The following is a 16,532-nucleotide window of genomic DNA, read 5'->3' as shown; positions in this document are numbered from 1 at the left end:
GCGAATCGCGGACCTGCTCGTCTGGATCGGATGGCGTTGCACCGCCGCAGCTGCATTGGTTCAGCCGCGCACCACGCCATCGACTTGACATTTCGCCCAGTCCACACCGCGCTCTGCTGGCGACAATCAGGTCTTTGAAAGGCGCGCATGCACTACGGCAAATCCCAGGCCATTGGAGACAAGAGCATCTTCATCATCGACACCGCCATGAGCGTGGTCGATGGCCGGCTCTACTACGAGTACTGCAACAAGGGGGACAGCACAACGTCCTTTCTGCGCGCCGTTGATGTGGCCACCGGCAACGTGCTCTGGGACCACCGCATGCGCGAGAGCGAGGGCATGTCGTGGTTCGTGGACGAGCGGCATCTGATGCTCTGCGACCAGGTGCTTGATGCCCGCACCGGCGAATGCCTGTTCGACTTCCATGCCGTGCCGGGCATGCAGGCCAGGCATTGGCCCGTTCCCGTGGAGCTGGACGCGCATCGCTGGCTCGTCGCGATGGAGGAGAGCAGTCCCGAGGGCCGCTATCTGCTGCTGGACCGTCGCACCTGGCAGGGCAGCACGCTGGCGCTGGGCCTGCAGGGTGCGTTTGTGCTGGAGGGGGCGGTCTACGGCTGGATCGTCCACCCTGAGCGCTCGGAGCTGCGGCGCTGGCATGAAACAGACGGGCACACCGAGCATGTGCTGTGGGTGGACAGTGCCCGCGACCTGTACTCGCCCGCCATTGCAGGCGCGTGGGCCGTGTTCGGCCCCGGCAGCAGAGACCACGTGGACATCGATGCACCCTGGCTTCGCATCCATCCTTGCAGCGGCGAAGTCCTGGCCATCACACCTCCCGTTCAACCTGACGATGAGCGCCGGCATGTGCATGCCCAGCGGGCAGCGCATCGTGACGGCGTGGTCTATTTCTGCTTTGCACGCCAGGGCATGTATGGCTATGACATTCGCAGCAACCGTTTCGGACCGTGCCTGTCGCCTACCCATGTCAGCGCGCCGCAATGCCATGCCGGCGTCCTCTATGGAATACAGGACAGGCACGAGGACGGCATGGAGCGGGCCTATCTTGTCGCCGTGGACCCGGACACCGGCGCCCCGCTTTGGGAAACCCCGTGCAGCAGCCGCAACTACAGGCATCTGAGCGTGAGCGAATGCGGTGTCTTTCTGGGCATTGCGGGCGGCAAAATCCAGCACCTTCCGCCAGCGGGCCGCAGGCGCAGCACCCCAACGGCAGAGCCTGCCAAACGCGCCGAAAGCGCCAAGGCCGCCACCCGGCCGGTACGCACCGTGCCGCCCGAGTCTCCCTATGCACACATGCTGGACGACATGCCCACGCTGCTCGATGCCCTGCAGGCGCGCGCCTGCGCGCAGAGCCCGGATAGCACCCTCACGGCCGTGGCCTTCTCCAAGCCCTGGGCCATGGTGGCCTGCATCGAATATGGCGAGGACCCCGACTTCCCCCATCTGCGTCTGCTGGATCTGCAAACCGATGCCTGGATCGCGCTCGACTGCAACGACCTGATCGACGCACCCATGATTGAAGGCATCACGTTCGTGGATGGCCAGGACGGGAAGCTGGACCTGCTACTGCATGACGGCGGCCGCCACACCATCCACATTGACCTGCCCGCACGCACCGTGCGCTGGAATGCCGAGCAGGCATAGGACAAGACAACGATGCCGCTTGCACGACCGTGCAATCCGCACTAAGTTGGAGGGCCGGCCCGGCCATCGGCGCCGACGGAAGAATCTGCCCGTATCCCACCCCTACCCGTCTCTTTCATGACCACCCTCAAGCTCTACTACGCTCCCGGCACCTGCGCCCTGGCCGCCCGCATCGCCCTGATCGAGGCCAATGCGCCCCATGAAGTCGTCAAGCTCGATTTCTCCAAGAGCGAGCAGCGCAGCCCCGAATACCTGGCCATCAATCCCAAGGGCCGCGTGCCCGCCCTGGTGACCGAGCGCGGCGTGCTCACCGAAACGCCGGCCCTGCTCGCCTATATTGCCCGGCGCTTTCCCGAAGCCCGGCTCGCCCCGCTGGACGATGCCTATGCCTTCGCCCACATGCAGGAGTTCCACGGCTACCTGTCCTCCACCGTGCACGTGGCCCACGCCCACGGCCGGCGCGCAGGCCGCTGGGCCGATGACGAGGCGGCCATTGCCTCCATGCAGCGCAAGGTGGCAGCCAACATGGCCGAATGCTTTGGCGTGATAGAGCGCCATTACCTGGGCGACGCGCCCTGGGTGCTGGGCTCCGACTATTCCGTGGCCGACGCCTATCTGTTCACCATTGCCGGCTGGCTGGAGGGCGACGGCGTGGACATCGCCGGCTTCCCCAAGGTGCAGGCGCACTTCAAGCGCATGGGCGAGCGCGCTGCCGTGCGCGGGGCGCTGGGAAGCTGAGAGGGGGAGGCTGCCCGCGGCCTGCGATGGCCGCGCTCAGCCAAACAGATCGCTGTGGGTTCCAAGGCGCTTGAAGATGACGATCTCCATGTCCTTGGCTTCGGGATGCGGATCAATGCGATAGATCAGCAGGAAGTCCCCTCCCAGATGGATGTCCCGGTCGCCCGCGTCCCATTCATCGTCGGCGATCAAGGCGTGATCGCTCCACTGCGCCGCCAGCACCTGTTGCGCCGTGTGGGCGATGAGCAGGCCGCCGACCTGGTTCACCAGCGCCATGTCGTAGCGGCCTGATGCCGCCATGCGCTGGTAGTCCTTCTTGAAGGTCTTGGTGTACGCAATGGTGCGCAGCCTGTAGCCCTTCTTGCCGGCCATCAGGCTTCATCCTTTTCCAGGGCCTGCAGCATGGCTTCAACAGAGGCATGTCCAGGTTCACCGCCTCTGGCGATTTCTCTCGCCTCCAAAGTGGCCTGCCGGTTTGTCTCGCGACGCAGCCGCATCGCCTGCACCTGCTCCGCCGTCAGCCGCAGGTCAAAGGGAATCCCGTTGTGCAGCACAACGCCCTGCAGAAACATGCGCACGGCGGCGTTCACATCCATGCCCAGCGTAGAAAGTATGTCGGCAGCGCTGTCGTAGATCTTGTCATCTACGGTAGTACGGATGATGGTCATTTTTTGCTCCTTTGAGGTCACTTGCCGACATATTCTAGGCAATCTCAAATCAACTGTTGCTGCAACCTTCCACACGCATTCACTTGCAAAAACAAAAAACCAGACAGCCATTCGTAAATTTCCCTTGGCAGTCCACCAAGCCCCGGGCCTCTACCGCCGCCCCCAAGCCTTGCCTACAGTCGCCAGGACAGGCAGGGGCGTTGCGCAAGGCGGCGCCTTTTCGCCATTCCAGAAACGACGGATTCAGACGACAGGGTGGAGCATGCAAAGACAAGCCAGGGTGATTGCCATCAACAACCAGACGGGGCTCATCGGCCTGCAGCCGGAGGGAGAGGACAGCTGTGTGCTGGCGCAGCAGCTCGATACCCGCCCCGTGAATACGGGCCAGATGCTGTCAGGGGAGATGGACAGCGTGGGCATGGAGACGTTTGTGAACGCGCAGACGCAGGACCGCATCGAGGTCTTTGTCGAGGCCTACGGGCTGTCTGCGGAGGCCGTGGAGCTGGCGATGCGCTGAGTGGGCCGGCCAGCGAAGGTGCGGGTGCCGGTCTCAAGGCCGCGCCCACTGCGCCAGCGTGTGCCGCGCCAGCGCCTCGACATCCAGCGGAGACCGGGGGTCCACCGCCAGCTCTCCCAGCATCACCATGGCCTCGGGAATCTGGTTGCGCTCGCGCAGCAGCAGGGCCTTGTTCAGCAGCAGAAAGCCGCGGGTCTGGGCATCGGGGCCGGCCTTCAGGCCGCTGTCCAGCAGGGCAAGGCATTGGTCGGGGTCGTCCTCCATCAGGGCGGCTGTCTTCCAGGCGGGGGCGAAGCCAGGGGTTTCGCGGGTCATGGCCAGGGCGGCCTGGCGCACCTTGCTCCTGTCGGTCTCCCACTCCAGGGCGAGGTAGCGCAGATAGGTGCCTTGCGGGAGCTTGCCATCGCGCTCCATGCGCAGGCTGTGCACGGCCGTCTTGGCCGTGAAGAAACCCCTGGGAGCCATTGCATCCACGCGCCGGTAGTGGCGATAGGCCGCATCGAAGTCCTTTTGCAGCAGGTAGGTGAATGCGGCGTCGTAGACGGGATAAGGCCAGTCCGGCGCCAGCTTCGAGGCGGTCTCGAAATGCGCCAGCGCAGCCCGGTTGTCACCGCGCTGCCCTGCGGCGCGGCCCAGGGCATGGGCATCGCGTGCCGCCTGGCTGACGGGTGTGGCGCGGGGCAGTTCCCAGCTGAAACGGCCATCGGCCTTGTCCAGGTCGCTGCGCTTGAGCACGCGGCCGGCGCTGTCCTTGAAGACGATGTCGTCGGCTGCCATGGCGGGCCCTGGCGCCAGCAGCTGCAGTGCCAGGGCCATGGCGGCAAGCAAGGGGAGCTTCATGGTGTGCTGAGCTTGGTTCGGGAGAGCCGATATTAGGGCGCAGACGCAGGAGCGGAGCCGGCAGAAGGGGATTCACCTGCAGGCCTGCCAGTTGAGGGGGCCGTGGCGGCGGCACGCCTTCCCCTGCCCCTGGCGCGCGGGCGGGCAAGGTGATTCATTTGCCATTCCAGCGATTCGGTATCGAAGTCGAAGGCATCCAGCAGGGCAATGGCTTTCCTGGCCTCCCTGAAGTCCACTTCCGTGACGGGCGGACTGTGCCGCAGCGACAGATCGTGCTTGAGCAGCCATTGCTGCAGATCGGCCAGCGCGACGATGGAGATGCCCTGGTTGATGAGCTGTGACGCGGTAACTTGCGCCAGCATGGCCGGCGTCAGTTGCCTGCAGGAGCGCAGGCCCAGGACCTGCCTGAGCTTGGCCACCAGGGGAGTGCGCAGCTCGAACTGGGGCAGGCTCTCGAAATGGGCCAGGGATTCGAGGTACAGGTCCGGCTCCGCATGTATGGCGTCCAGGTCGTTGGGCAGATTCAGCAGTTCGCAGATGCGATTGAGGGCGGTGCGTGCGCGTTCGGTGCCGAGTTTCTCGGCCTTGCCCGCTTGCGCGACCGAGCAGCCGGCGATGACGGAGCGCAGCACATTGGCCTTGGTGAGATTGGAAATCATGGAATCCCCCTGATGAAAATCCAGGGACCCGCGCGGAATCAGCTTCAGCCGCCCGGTCCCGACAATGGCTCTGGCGCGGCGAAGGGCCGTTCACGGAACCTCGGAGGCCGGCAGGCGCAAGTGCATTGCGCCGCCGCCAAGGGACAGGAGGACGCCAGGCCTTGCAGAGTTCCAGGGGAAATGCACGTGCTTGCGCCCACAGTCAAATGCGATGCGCTGAGGTGCAAATTCCATGCAGATTCCATCGAAAAGGGGGCCTGACGGCCCCCCTGGTGTGCTCTGCCGGCTGCAGCCCCGGCAGGCCTTGCTTGCGGCGACTCAGCGGCGGCGCAGGCGCTTGATGCCTTCGACAGCCGCCAGCACGATGGCGCCGGCCACGATGCCGGCCACCGCGTTGAGCACATTCACCGCCAGCACGCGCCACAGGCCGCCCAGCGCGCCCTGGGCCACGGCATCGCCCAGGCCCTCCACGGCGTGGTGCAGCGCAGGCACGCCGTGTACGAGGATGCCGCCACCCACCAGGAACATGGCGGCCGTGCCCGCAACGGACAGCCCCTTCATGAGCCAGGGCGCGGCGGCGACGATGCCCCGGCCCAGCGCGCGGGCCGCGGCGCTGGCACGCTGGCCCAGCCACAGTCCCAGGTCATCGAGCTTGACGATGCCGGCCACCAGGCCATAGACGCCCAAGGTCATGATGAGGGCAATGCCCGCCAGCACGGCGACCTGCTGCCCGAACGGCGCCGAGGCCACGGTGCCCAGGGTAATGGCGATGATCTCGGCCGAGAGGATGAAGTCGGTGCGCACGGCGCCCTTGATCTTGTCCTTTTCCATGGCGACGAGATCGACGCTCGCATCGGCATTGGCCTGGGTGAGGCGCTCGCGCTCCACGGCATCTTCCTCGGGCGAATGCAGGAATTTGTGGGCCAGCTTCTCGCAACCCTCAAAGCACAGAAAGGCGCCGCCGACCATGAGCAGCGGCGTGACAGCCCAGGGAATGAAGGCGCTGATGAGCAGCGCCGTCGGCACGAGGATGACCTTGTTGACCAGCGAGCCCTTGGCCACGGCCCAGACCACGGGAATCTCGCGCTCGGCGCGCACGCCCGTGACCTGCTGGGCGTTGAGGGCCAGGTCATCGCCCAGCACGCCGGCCGTCTTCTGCGCAGCCACCTTGGTCATGACGGACACATCGTCGGCCATGGCCACGCTCTTGCGGGCAGCGACCTTGGTCATGAGGGCCACGTCGTCAAGGATCGCTGCAATATCGTCAAGCAGCATCAGCAAACCAGCACCAGCCATCGCGTTTCTCCAGTGAATTGTTGGGGGGCCTTGCGGCCTGGGCGCCATCATGGGGCACGGGCATGTCCTGCCCGTGTAGGAGAGGCCCGGCGGCCGGCCGGGCCACCGGCCTGAGCGGCCATCCGCTACTTGCTTGTCTTGAAGCCCTGCCCTGCCGCCCAGGCCGCCACGTCGTCGCGGCGGATGGCGGCGGCCATGAGCTGCGGGAAGGCGTCCGGCGTGCAGGCAAACGAGGGCACGCCCAGCGCGGCCAGCTTGGCGGCCAATTGTGCATCGTAGGCAGGCGCGCCTTCGTCGCTGAGCGCCAGCAGCGTGATGAACTGCACGCCCGACTCCACCAGCTCGGAGGCACGTCGGAGCAGGCCGCTTTCCACGCCGCCTTCGTAGAGGTCGGAGATGAGCACGACGATGGCATTGCGCGGCTCGCTGATCAGGCCCTGGCAGTAGCCCACGGCGCGGTTGATGTCGGTGCCGCCGCCCAGTTGCACGCCGAACAGCACGTCCACGGGGTCGGAGAGCTTGTCGGTCAGGTCCACCACCGCCGTGTCGAAGACCACCAGACGGGTAGCGACGGCCGGCAGGCTGGCCATGACGGCACCGAAGATGCTGGAGTAGACGACGGAGTTGGCCATGGAGCCGCTCTGGTCTATGCACAGGATGACTTCGCGCTGCGGGCGGCGGACCTTGCGGCCGTAGCCGACCAGGGTCTCGGGCACGATGGTGCGGTAGTCGGGCTGCCAGTGGCGCAGGTTGGCGCGGATGGTGCGGTTCCAGTCGATCTCGGAATGGCGCGGGCGGCGGTTGCGCTGGCTGCGGTCCAGCGCGCCCGAGACGGCGCTGCGCATGGGCTCTTCCAGGCGGCGCATGAGGTCGTCCACCACCTTGCGCACGACGATGCGCGCGGTCTCCTTGGTGTTCTGCGGGATGACGGAGCCCAGGGAGATGAGGTCGGCCACCATGTGCACGTCGGGCTGCACATGCTCCAGCATTTCGGGCTGGAGCATGAGTTCGCGCAGGTTCAGGCGCTCCATGGCGTCTCGCTGCATGACCTGCACGACCTGGCTGGGAAAGTACTTGCGGATGTCGCCCAGCCAGCGGGCCACGCTGGGCGAGGAATTGCCCCGGCCGCCCCGGCGCGAGAGGCTGCCGTCCTTGTTGTCTTCTTCATAGAGCGCGGCCAGGGCCTTGTCCATCTCTTCGAGGGAGCCGCCCTTGGCGCCCAGCCCGCCGCAGCTGCCCTCGGCCGGCTGGCCCAGCACCAGGCGCCAGCGCTGCAGCCGGTTGGTGGGCTGGACGGCGGGGTCCTGCGGATCGGCGTCGGCAAGGGATGCATCGTTCACGGTGGCAGCGGTGTTCATGGCTGGGCCTCCTGCGGGCTGGACAGCAGTTGCGCGGGCAGGTTCAGGCCCAGCAGTTGATCGAGTACGGGAAGGGCAAGCACGGCGCGCGCCTCGTTCCAGGCGCCGTCGTCACCGCCGCCTGCCGCGCCTGCGGCACCTGCGGATGCAGCCGCCACGACGGCCGCACTGCCCTGCCCTCGCCGGGCCTTTTCGCCCAGGCTCTGGCGGTCATGGTTGGAGAAGGCCGAGAAGCTGCGGCGCACCAGCGGCAGGATCTGGGTGAACTGGGTCTCGCCCAGCTGGGCCAGCCAGGCATCGACGGCGCCCCAGATGGCGTCGTCGTGCAGCAGCACCAGGGCCTGGCGGTTGAGAAAGCCGTCCAGCCAGGCGGCAGCGTCCAGCGGCGGCACGCCCAGCGAGAGATTGCGGCCCAGTTGCGTGGCCACGGCCTCGCTGTCCAGGCGGTGGGCATCCAGCAGCAGGCGGCAGGACGTGCCGCGCAGCAGGGCCGCGCCGGCATCGCCCAGGGCAATGCTGCGCAGGGCGCCGAACCAGACCTCGCGCGGCTCCTCGGCATCGCGCAGGCGCAGGGCTTCATGGGCCTGCAGCACCGTGGCCTGCATGTGCCTTGCGGCGTCTTCATCCAGCGCCATGCAGGCCAGGGGCAGGCCGATGGCGGCACGCAGCGCCATGCTGTCGATCACCGTGGCCAGCGCCTGGGTGTCGGTCTGGCGCACGCTGCCGTAGCGCAGCACATTGGCCAGCGGCGGCAGCGCCTGCATGAGCTGGGAAACGTCGCCGGTGCTGGCAGAGCGGTCGGCCAGGTCGTGCATGAGGGCATCGACCAGGTGCGGCAGGTCGGCCAGCAGGGCGTCGTCGATGGTCTTGGCCAGCTCGGGCAGCGGTGTCTCGGGCGTCAGCGCCTGGCGCACCTTGGCGGCTGCGGCCTGCACCAGGGTGCCGCCGTAGCGGCTGGCCTCGATGACGCGCACGGCCAGCTCGGGCTCCCACTGCAGCTGCCAGCTTTCGCGGAAGGTGCCTCGGTTGCGCTGCTGGTCGGTGGTGACGCTGCCCCACTCTATGCCCAGCAGGCGCAGCCGGTGCAGGAAGTGGCTGCGGTCGCGGTCCGTGTCCTTGCGCAGGTCCAGGGCCAGGACCTTGGCGGCCGCCTCGGGCTTGAGGCGCAGGCTTTTTTGCTGCTGCTCGATGTCGCGCTGCAGCGGCACCTGGGGCACGTCGGCGGGCACGCCGCCGATGCGGTCGCCCACGCTGAGTTCGCGCTCGATCAGGCGCAGCGGAGCGCGCTCGCCCATGCTGATGACGGTGACGATGGCCTCGTCCAGCTCGGGCAGGCCCGGGCTGGCGTGGCCGCGCAGGGCGGCCAGGCTTTCGGCCAGGCGCGTGGCCTCGATGATGTGGGCGCTGGAGCAGTCCAGGTCCTTGGAACGCAGCAGATGGGCCACGCGCGCCAGCCAGCCGACGGTGCGCCGGGTGCTGGCGCGTGCCGGGTCGGCAGCAGGTGCGGACTGGAGCAAGGACTCGGGCGCAGGCTCGGAGCAGCGCCACAGGTGTTCATACCAGCCCGGCGAATCCACGCCCGCGCCATAGCCGCTGGACGAGCACAGGTTGCGGTAGGTCCAGGGCGCCCAGGTGGCCTGGACCTTGGCCTTGGGCAGGCCCTTGAGCGTGGCGGCATCGGCCTTGGCGGTGACCTGGGCCTGCAGGGCCGGCACATGCCATGCGCCGCAGACCACGGCAATGCGCTGGTGGCCGGCCTTGACGGCCTCGCGCATGCACTGGCGCATCCAGGCTTCGCGCAGCGCCTCGCGCCGGGCGTGGCGTTCTCCGCGCACTTCGTTGGGCAGCTCGGCGCGCACCACGGCCATGGCTTCGGCAATGCCCTCGAACAGGGTGGCGCCGTCGCCGCGCTCCTCGACCATGCGGTTCCACCAGCTTTCGCCGTCGGGGTAGCCTGCGGCCTCGGCCAGCAGGTCCAGCGGATCGCGCCAGTCCCGCCTGCCGGGGTCCGAGGGATCGACGGCGAGGTCGGCAGCCGGCACGGACTGCGTGGTGTCGTCGCGGTCCAGGGCCTCGGCGGCATTGCTCTGGAGCTGGCCGCCGTCTGCCGCAGCGACGCCGGAATCGGAGCCGGTGTCGGCATCCTGGCCTTCATCGCCCGCATCCTCGCCCGCATCACCTGCATCTGCTGCCGCCGCCTCGGCCCGGCGCCGCTCCTGCTCGGCCATGTCCAGCGCCATGCGGTGGGTCTGGGGCAGGTCGATGAAGCGCGTGGCCACGCCCTGGCGCGCCGCCCATTGCAGGGCCTGCCATTCGGGCGAGAACTCGGCGTAGGGATAGAAGGCGGCATGGGCCGGGCTGTCCTGCACATAGACCAGCATGGCCACGGGCGGCTGCAGGTCGGCATGCTGGAGCATGGGCAGCAGGGACTCGCCCTCGGGCGGGCCTTCGACCAGCAGGCAGTCGGGCTGCAGCTGCTCCAGGGCCTGCAGCAGGCTGCGCGCGCAGCCCGGGCCATGGTGGCGGATGCCGAAGAAATGAAGCGGATTGGCAGAGGTGGCCATACGGGAAGTGCGCAGGAGATGCGCAGAAGATGCGGTCGGTCAGCGGAGCGGGAGTGCGGGCTTCAGAGCTGTTCGCGGCAGGCGCGGTACAGGTCCTTCCAGTCGCTGCGCTCCTTGACCACGGTCTCCAGGTATTCCTTCCAGACCACGCTGTCCTGCACCGGGTCCTTGATCACGGCGCCCAGCAGGCCCGAGGCCACATCGCCCGCGCGCAGCACGCCGTCGCCGAAATGCCCGGCCAGCGCCATGCCGCTGTTGATGACCGAGATGGCCTCGGCCGTGGACAGCGTGCTGCTGGGCGACTTCACGCGCACGGTCTTGCCGTCCTCGGTCTGGCCGTTGCGCAGCTCGCGGAAGATCTGCACCACGCGGCGCACTTCCTGCAGGGCCGGCGGCTCGGCGGGCAGTGCCAGGGCGCGGCCCTGCTCGGCCACGCGCTTGGTGACGATCTGCACTTCCTCGTCCTGCGATGCCGGCACGGGCAGGACCACGGTGTTGAAGCGGCGCTTGAGCGCGCTGGACAGCTCGTTCACGCCCTTGTCGCGGTTGTTGGCCGTGGCGATGACCGAGAAGCCCTGCACGGCCTGCACCTCGGTGCCCAGCTCGGGCACGGGCAGTGTCTTTTCGGACAGCACGGTGATCAGCGTGTCCTGCACGTCGGCCGGGATGCGGGTCAGCTCTTCGATGCGGGCGATCTTGCCCAGCTTCATGGCGTTGACCAGGGGGCTGGGAATCAGCGCCTTCTCGGACGGGCCATGGGCCAGCAGCTGCGCGTAGTTCCAGCCGTAGCGCAGTTGCTCCTCGCTGGTGCCGGCCGTGCCCTGCACCAGCATGGTGGAGTCGCCGCTGACGGCGGCCGACAGGTGCTCGGACACCCAGGACTTGGCCGTGCCCGGCACGCCGTACAGCAGCAGGGCGCGGTCGGTGGCCAGGGTGGAGACGGCGATTTCCATCAGGCGCGGATTGCCGATGTACTTGGGGCTGACCTCGAAGCCGTTGCCGAGCTTGCCGCCCATCAGGTACTGGAGCACGGCCCAGGGCGACAGCTTCCAGTTGGGCGGACGCGGACGGTCGTCCACCTTGCGCAGGGCTTCGAGTTCTTCGGCGAATTGCTGTTCGGCATGCTGGCGCAGGACTTGGCTCATGGTGTGCTTCCGGAAAGGGATGGGAATGGGATTCGGTAGGGGGTGGGTGGCAAAGCGGGCCCGGCCTCAGGCCTGGCCGCGCAGTGCGATGAAGGCCTGGTGCAGGCCCAGGCGCAGCTCGACGATGCGCTCCAGGTGGCCGCGCATGCGCTCCTCGTCCCAGGGCCGCGCGCGGCTGCGTTCGAGGCGCGCCTGCTGCTGGGGCGTGAGGGGAATGGCCGGGGCGGCTGTTGCTGCAGATGCCGAAGCGGCTGCGGTCTCTGCAACAGGCTCGGCCGGGGGCTCCGGCGCGGGCTCGACCTGTGCATCCAGCACCGAGGGCTTGCGCCACAGCTCGGCAAAGCGCTCCAGCGCAGTCACGTCCAGCATGCGCGCGCAGGACAGCAGGGCCTGGTCGGCGCGGTAGCTGTGCCAGTTGCCCGTGATCTGCTTGCCGCCCACGGCCACATGCAGTGCCTCGGTCAGCCGCGCCGACAGCGCCGGCGAGAGCAGTTCGGCACCGCCCAGCGACTGGGACATGCCCTCGATGGCGTCGATGAGCTTGTGCCTGTCGCGCTCGAACTGGGCAATCCAGCGGGACTCGCGTTCTTCGGGGGACAGCCGGGCCATGAGGGCGGGCAGCAGCGCATCGTGGCGCATGTCGCGGCCCAGGGCCTGGGCGGCATCGATCCATTCCACGTCCAGCTGGTACTGCAGGGCCCGCACCCAGCCCTGGCGCAGCGAGGATTTCCAGTCGCTGCGCCGGCTCCACTCCATCACTTCCAGGGGCGTCAGGCCCAGGGCCCGGGTCCAGAAGGACACCGGGGTGAGCTGCACCATCTGCTCCAGCAGCCAGGCCTTCTTGCCGCCACGGAAGTAGGCATCGGGCTTGAGCGTGATGCCGTCGCGCTCCCATTCCTTGAGGCCTTCCTCGGGAGGCTCCACGATCCACTGGCCCTTGTCGTCCTGCTGAAGCATGGACTGCATCCAGCCCATGACGCGCTGGCTGTGCGCGCTGTCCGGCAGGCACGAGAGCATTTGTGCGGCGTTCTCGCGGATTTCCTTGCTGCGGTCGGACAGCAGTTTTTCGAGCAGCGGCTCGTCGTCCATGCCCAGCCCCACGGTCAGTGCCTGGACCATGGGCAGGCGCTCCTTGGCGCCCAGTTCCTTCAGGCTGCCTTCCAGCCGCGCACGGGCCTGGGCGGCATCGGCCGCGCGTTCGCTGCGCAGCAGGGCCACGCGCTGCTCGACCGAGCCCTCCTGCCAGACCAGTTCGGGGTCGGCGGTTTCCTCCACGCCGCTGGCATAGCTCCATTGCGGATTGAGCGCGCCCAGCCAGCGCCCGCGCTCGCCCAGCACCGGGGCCAGCCACTGGCGCAGCTCCACGGACTGGCGGCCCTGCTCCAGCGCAGGCACCAGCAGGTCATGGGGCAGGCGCTGGCCCGCCTGGTCCAGGGTGCGCAGCATCGAGGCCTGCAGCTCGAACGGCCCGTCCTTGAGCACGTCGCCCATCAAGGTCTGCAAGCGAGCATCGGCAGGCGCGGGGCGCGATTCTGCAGGCGCCGCGGCCGGCACGGCCAGCGGCGCCGGCAGGCGCACCTGCGCGCCGGGCTGCCAGCCTGCGCGCTCGAACACGGCCGCCACGGCGCTGGCGCGCAGCAGTTGCTGGGCGGGCGAGTCGCCGGGCAGGTCCGCCCGGGGCAGCAGCGCGGCCTGCACGGCCTGCTGCGACCACGGGGCAGACGGATCAACGCCCGAAGCCAGCGCAGGCGGCACGGCCAGCCGGTCCGAGCCGACCATGGCCGATTGCTGCAGCGCAGTCCAAAGTTGTGTGTTGCTCATACCGGTTCACCCTGGTTCTGCCAGATACATTGCCGGGCGCTTTCGCCCTCGCGGGCCTGCCAGGCGCTCAGCAGGCGCCAGCGGCCCACGGCCGGGCCGGGCTCCCATTCGCCAAACAGCTGCATGGGCGCGCCGCCGCTGAGCGCCAGCAGGCGCCAGGCTTCGGCATCGTCAATGGCCACGGGAACGGGTTGCACAGGCGCGGCAGTGCCGTCAGCAGACACGCCGGGCGCAGCCGCCGATGCGCCCGGCGCATCGGGCCAGGCCGCAAACCATTGGCCCTGGGCAGGCACCAGGCGCAACCCGTCCTGGCACAACGGCTGCGTGGCCTGCAGCGGGTTGGCGGCAATGCGCCGGCCCATCTGCTGCAGGACGTCGCCCACGGCCGAGGTGTCCAGCGGGCTGGCGCCCTCGGCAGGCAGCGCAGGCCCGTTGCCGTTGGCGGCAATGGCGCGCAGCGGCGCATGGCCCGGGTAGAAATTCAGCGCGCATCCGTAGCGATGGCCAGGCACCCAGGCCGATTCGAAGCCGCGCCCGCCCTGCGCATAGTCCAGCACCAGGGCCATGCGGCCCGTGCGCTGCCCGTGCAGCCAGACGCGGCGCTCCATGAGCCGGCCTTCGCGCTCGATCATGCGCAGGCCGGCCACCAGCCATTCGTCCTCGACCAGCTGGCCGCGGGCCTGCACCTCGGCCTTGTCCATGGGCCAGCCCAGCGCGGCCATCACGTCGGCCTTGACCTCGGGGCTCAGCGATTCGCGGCGGCGCACGGCGTCGATGATCAGCTGCCAGTGGCCCAGCTGCACCAGCATGTCGCGCGGCCAGTCGCGGTGGCTGTCCACCAGATCCCGGCAGTCCTTGATGCGTGCCGCCATGCCCGTGGCCTGCGCATCGACCATGCGCGCGGCCATGGTGTTCCAGCGCTGGCGCATCTGGGAGTCGCCGGCCTGGTTGGCCAGGCCCGCGCGCACCATGTCCTGCATCCACAGCGACAGTTCCTGCAGGCCCGCCTCGACCTTGTCCCAGCGCTTGTCTTCGCGCCTGGCCTGCTGCCTGGCCGCGACCTCGGGATCGGGTGGCGGCTCGGCCGCCGCGGCGGCTGCCTTGGCCTCCTTCTTCTCGGCCTTTTCCTGGCGGCTGTCCAGCCAGGTCTGCACCCAGGCCGGTGGATCGCCGCCCTCGGTGACCTGGCCGCCCGCACGCATCAGCATCAGCGCCAGCCCATGCTTGCAGGGGAACTTGCGGCTGGGGCAAGAGCATTTGAAGGAGGGTCCCGACAGGTCCACCTGGGTCTGGTAGGGCTTGCTGCCGCTGCCCTGGCACTCGCCCCACACCGCCACATCGTTGGCACCCATGGTGGGCCATTTGGCGGGCGATTGCAGCCCCTTGGCGGCCTTGCTGGAGGAAGCGTCCGGCGATAGCGCCAGCACTTCGCTCTCTGTTCCTAATACACGCGACACCGAAGCTCCCTCTCCAAGTGTTTGTCATCGCCAGGCGCATTGAATGAAGAAACGACCGCGCCCGGCAAGCCCGAAAGCCTATCAGCAATAGTTATCGGCAATTTGAAACAAATCACAACAACGTCAAACCTCTCTCCCATGAACCGGGAACCCCATGGCGCGCAGCCAGCTGCGCTATATCAGCGCATGCATTGATGGCACCAAGCCGTACCAGCCTTCAGGCATTGCAAAAAGACGCAGGAAACACGCATTCACCATTTCCTGCGATGCACATCGCCACCCATTGAAAGCAAGCACTCATTCCGCACTGAAAACGGTTTCATTCCATTGCACTGGCAACCATTGCAATCCGCTGGCCATTGCGATAGCCCGACAGTGCGTTCAAACCGGAGCCAGGCAAGGCCGGACCAGACCCTGGCTGGGGGATGGGCTCTCCAAAAACCGGATGTGCCAGGCAAATATACTGTATATTCATACAGCCATGGAGCTGCAACGCAAACTTTTCATCCTCGCCGACGCCGCCAAGTACGACGCCAGCTGCGCCTCCAGCGGATCGCAGGGGCGCGACTCGCTGGACGGCAAGGGCATGGGCTCGGTCACCGGCATGGGCATCTGCCACAGCTATGCGCCCGACGGGCGCTGCATCTCGCTGCTCAAGATCCTGCTGACCAATGTCTGCATCTTCGACTGCCGCTACTGCATCAACCGCAAGAGCTCCAACGTGCAGCGCGCCCGCTTCACGGTGGCCGAGGTGGTGCAGCTGACGCTGGACTTCTACCGGCGCAACTGCATCGAGGGGCTGTTCCTGTCCAGCGGCATCATCCGCTCCAGCGACTACACCATGGAGCAGCTGGTGGAAGTGGCCCGCCGCCTGCGCGAGGAGCATGACTTTCGCGGCTACATACACCTCAAGACCATCCCGGATGCCGCCCCTGAATTGCTGGCCCAGGCAGGCCGCCATGCCGACCGCCTGAGCATCAATGTGGAACTGCCCACGGCCAGCGGCCTGGCGCAGTTCGCGCCCGAAAAGGACGGCCGGCGCATACGCCAGGCCATGCAGGGCGTGGACCGGCATGTGCAGGCCTGGCGCGCGGCCACGCGCGAGCAGCGCCAGGCACAGTCCCTGCCCGGTGCGCCCGCGCAGCGCGCCGCCGTGCCGCGCTTTGCGCCGGGCGGGCAGAGCACGCAGATGATCGTGGGCGTTGACCGCGCAACCGATGCCGACATCCTCGAATCCAGCCATACGCTGTATGCGGGCTACGGCCTGCGCCGCGTGTACTACTCGGCCTTCAGCCCCATTCCCGATGCCTCGCGCGACCTGCCGCCGCAGGCACCGCCCCTCATGCGCGAGCACCGGCTCTACCAGGCCGACTGGCTCATGCGCTTTTACGGCTACGGGGCGGGCGAGATCGCGGCGGCCAGCCGCCACGGCATGCTGGACCTGGAGATCGACCCCAAGCTGGCCTGGGCACTGGCCAACCGCCAGCAGTTCCCCGTGGACCTCAACCGTGCGCCTCGCAGCCTGCTGCTGCGCGTGCCGGGCCTGGGCACGCAGACGGTGGAGCGCCTCCTGGCGGCGCGCCGCGTGCGCCGGCTGCGGCTGGACGACCTGCTGCGGCTGCGCGCCCCCGTGCAAAAGGCCCTGCCCTTCGTGCTGATCGACGGCCACCGCCCCCTGCTGGGCGAGACCGACTCGGCCGCGCTGCGCACGCGGCTGATCGCGCAGTCGCAGGCCAGCCAAGCCCAGGCGCGGCACAGCGGCATGCGCGTGCAAAGCGCACTGCAGGCCAGCCTGTTCTAGCGCCTG

At 68.1% G+C, this 16,532-nt stretch carries 14 protein-coding genes; 4 read left to right on the top strand and 10 right to left on the bottom strand.

Annotated elements, in window-relative coordinates; genetic code table 11:
* The first annotated feature begins 147 nt into the window (after positions 1-147).
* Both U6958_RS11320 and U6958_RS11315 read left to right on the top strand, forming a co-directional pair.
* Positions 148-1,662, top strand: a complete 1,515-nt coding sequence (locus U6958_RS11320; RefSeq protein ID WP_061287842.1) for a hypothetical protein — start codon at positions 148-150, stop codon at positions 1,660-1,662.
* 117 nt (positions 1,663-1,779) lie between these two features.
* Positions 1,780-2,400, top strand: coding sequence for a glutathione S-transferase family protein (locus U6958_RS11315; RefSeq protein ID WP_074921408.1), 621 nt, complete (start codon positions 1,780-1,782; stop codon positions 2,398-2,400).
* Positions 2,401-2,436: 36 nt separating this feature from the next.
* Here the strand turns inward: U6958_RS11315 and U6958_RS11310 are convergent, their stop codons facing one another.
* Together U6958_RS11310 and U6958_RS11305 are read right to left on the bottom strand one after the other, a co-directional pair.
* A complete protein-coding gene (locus U6958_RS11310) occupies positions 2,437-2,772 on the bottom strand; it encodes a type II toxin-antitoxin system YafQ family toxin (RefSeq protein ID WP_074921407.1) in 336 nt (111 codons plus the stop codon).
* Positions 2,772-3,068, bottom strand: coding sequence for a type II toxin-antitoxin system RelB/DinJ family antitoxin (locus U6958_RS11305; protein WP_046986771.1), 297 nt, complete (start codon positions 3,066-3,068; stop codon positions 2,772-2,774). The genes U6958_RS11310 and U6958_RS11305 overlap by 1 nt, the downstream gene beginning before the upstream one ends.
* Before the next feature lie 262 nt (positions 3,069-3,330).
* Between U6958_RS11305 and U6958_RS11300 the strand changes: the two genes are divergently transcribed.
* A complete protein-coding gene (locus U6958_RS11300) occupies positions 3,331-3,585 on the top strand; it encodes a hypothetical protein (RefSeq protein ID WP_016451380.1) in 255 nt (84 codons plus the stop codon).
* 33 nt (positions 3,586-3,618) lie between these two features.
* Here the strand turns inward: U6958_RS11300 and U6958_RS11295 are convergent, their stop codons facing one another.
* From U6958_RS11295 to U6958_RS11260, 8 genes are all read right to left on the bottom strand, one after another.
* Positions 3,619-4,425: a hypothetical protein gene (locus tag U6958_RS11295; RefSeq protein WP_074921406.1), complete on the bottom strand. Its 807-nt coding sequence runs from the start codon at positions 4,423-4,425 to the stop codon at positions 3,619-3,621.
* Positions 4,426-4,457: 32 nt separating this feature from the next.
* Positions 4,458-5,084 (bottom strand): hypothetical protein, encoded by a 627-nt coding sequence (locus U6958_RS11290; protein ID WP_074921405.1) that lies wholly within the window; start codon positions 5,082-5,084, stop codon positions 4,458-4,460.
* 318 nt (positions 5,085-5,402) lie between these two features.
* Positions 5,403-6,380 carry a DUF808 domain-containing protein gene (locus U6958_RS11285; protein ID WP_016449189.1) on the bottom strand — a complete coding sequence of 326 codons (978 nt, stop codon included), beginning with the start codon at positions 6,378-6,380 and terminating at the stop codon, positions 5,403-5,405.
* A 125-nt stretch (positions 6,381-6,505) separates the two neighbouring features.
* On the bottom strand, positions 6,506-7,738 hold the full coding sequence (locus U6958_RS11280; RefSeq protein ID WP_016449188.1) for a VWA domain-containing protein: 1,233 nt from the start codon (positions 7,736-7,738) through the stop codon (positions 6,506-6,508).
* Entirely contained in the window at positions 7,735-10,302 is a 2,568-nt protein-coding gene (locus U6958_RS11275; RefSeq protein WP_074921404.1) for a DUF5682 family protein, read from the bottom strand. The genes U6958_RS11280 and U6958_RS11275 overlap by 4 nt, the downstream gene beginning before the upstream one ends.
* Before the next feature lie 62 nt (positions 10,303-10,364).
* Positions 10,365-11,447 (bottom strand): AAA family ATPase, encoded by a 1,083-nt coding sequence (locus U6958_RS11270; RefSeq protein ID WP_016449186.1) that lies wholly within the window; start codon positions 11,445-11,447, stop codon positions 10,365-10,367.
* A gap of 66 nt (positions 11,448-11,513) precedes the next feature.
* Positions 11,514-13,268: a DUF5691 domain-containing protein gene (locus tag U6958_RS11265; protein ID WP_016451377.1), complete on the bottom strand. Its 1,755-nt coding sequence runs from the start codon at positions 13,266-13,268 to the stop codon at positions 11,514-11,516.
* A complete protein-coding gene (locus U6958_RS11260; protein WP_016450773.1) occupies positions 13,265-14,725 on the bottom strand; it encodes an SWIM zinc finger family protein in 1,461 nt (486 codons plus the stop codon). Before U6958_RS11260 ends, U6958_RS11265 begins: the two co-directional genes overlap by 4 nt.
* 481 nt (positions 14,726-15,206) lie before the next feature.
* Here U6958_RS11260 and U6958_RS11255 point away from each other — a divergent pair, with 481 nt between their 5' ends.
* A complete protein-coding gene (locus tag U6958_RS11255; protein WP_074921403.1) occupies positions 15,207-16,526 on the top strand; it encodes a putative DNA modification/repair radical SAM protein in 1,320 nt (439 codons plus the stop codon).
* The last annotated feature ends 6 nt before the right edge of the window (positions 16,527-16,532 follow it).

The sequence above is a fragment of the Delftia lacustris genome (assembly GCF_040267515.1).
Classification (GTDB): Bacteria; Pseudomonadota; Gammaproteobacteria; order Burkholderiales; family Burkholderiaceae_C; genus Comamonas; species Comamonas tsuruhatensis.
The sequence above is the reverse complement of the archived record's forward strand: the minus strand, read 5'-3'. Positions and strand labels throughout refer to the sequence as shown.

What these genes read in the sequence shown, in the direction of transcription:
- U6958_RS11320 (WP_061287842.1), top strand. Translation starts at nt 148, where the DNA reads ATGCACTACGGCAAATCCCAGGCCATTGGAGACAAGAGCATCTTCATC.
- U6958_RS11315 (WP_074921408.1), top strand. Translation starts at nt 1,780, where the DNA reads ATGACCACCCTCAAGCTCTACTACGCTCCCGGCACCTGCGCCCTGGCC.
- U6958_RS11310 (WP_074921407.1), bottom strand. Translation starts at nt 2,772, where the DNA reads ATGGCCGGCAAGAAGGGCTACAGGCTGCGCACCATTGCGTACACCAAG.
- U6958_RS11305 (WP_046986771.1), bottom strand. Translation starts at nt 3,068, where the DNA reads ATGACCATCATCCGTACTACCGTAGATGACAAGATCTACGACAGCGCT.
- U6958_RS11300 (WP_016451380.1), top strand. Translation starts at nt 3,331, where the DNA reads ATGCAAAGACAAGCCAGGGTGATTGCCATCAACAACCAGACGGGGCTC.
- U6958_RS11295 (WP_074921406.1), bottom strand. Translation starts at nt 4,425, where the DNA reads ATGAAGCTCCCCTTGCTTGCCGCCATGGCCCTGGCACTGCAGCTGCTG.
- U6958_RS11290 (WP_074921405.1), bottom strand. Translation starts at nt 5,084, where the DNA reads ATGATTTCCAATCTCACCAAGGCCAATGTGCTGCGCTCCGTCATCGCC.
- U6958_RS11285 (WP_016449189.1), bottom strand. Translation starts at nt 6,380, where the DNA reads ATGGCTGGTGCTGGTTTGCTGATGCTGCTTGACGATATTGCAGCGATC.
- U6958_RS11280 (WP_016449188.1), bottom strand. Translation starts at nt 7,738, where the DNA reads ATGAACACCGCTGCCACCGTGAACGATGCATCCCTTGCCGACGCCGAT.
- U6958_RS11275 (WP_074921404.1), bottom strand. Translation starts at nt 10,302, where the DNA reads ATGGCCACCTCTGCCAATCCGCTTCATTTCTTCGGCATCCGCCACCAT.
- U6958_RS11270 (WP_016449186.1), bottom strand. Translation starts at nt 11,447, where the DNA reads ATGAGCCAAGTCCTGCGCCAGCATGCCGAACAGCAATTCGCCGAAGAA.
- U6958_RS11265 (WP_016451377.1), bottom strand. Translation starts at nt 13,268, where the DNA reads ATGAGCAACACACAACTTTGGACTGCGCTGCAGCAATCGGCCATGGTC.
- U6958_RS11255 (WP_074921403.1), top strand. Translation starts at nt 15,207, where the DNA reads ATGGAGCTGCAACGCAAACTTTTCATCCTCGCCGACGCCGCCAAGTAC.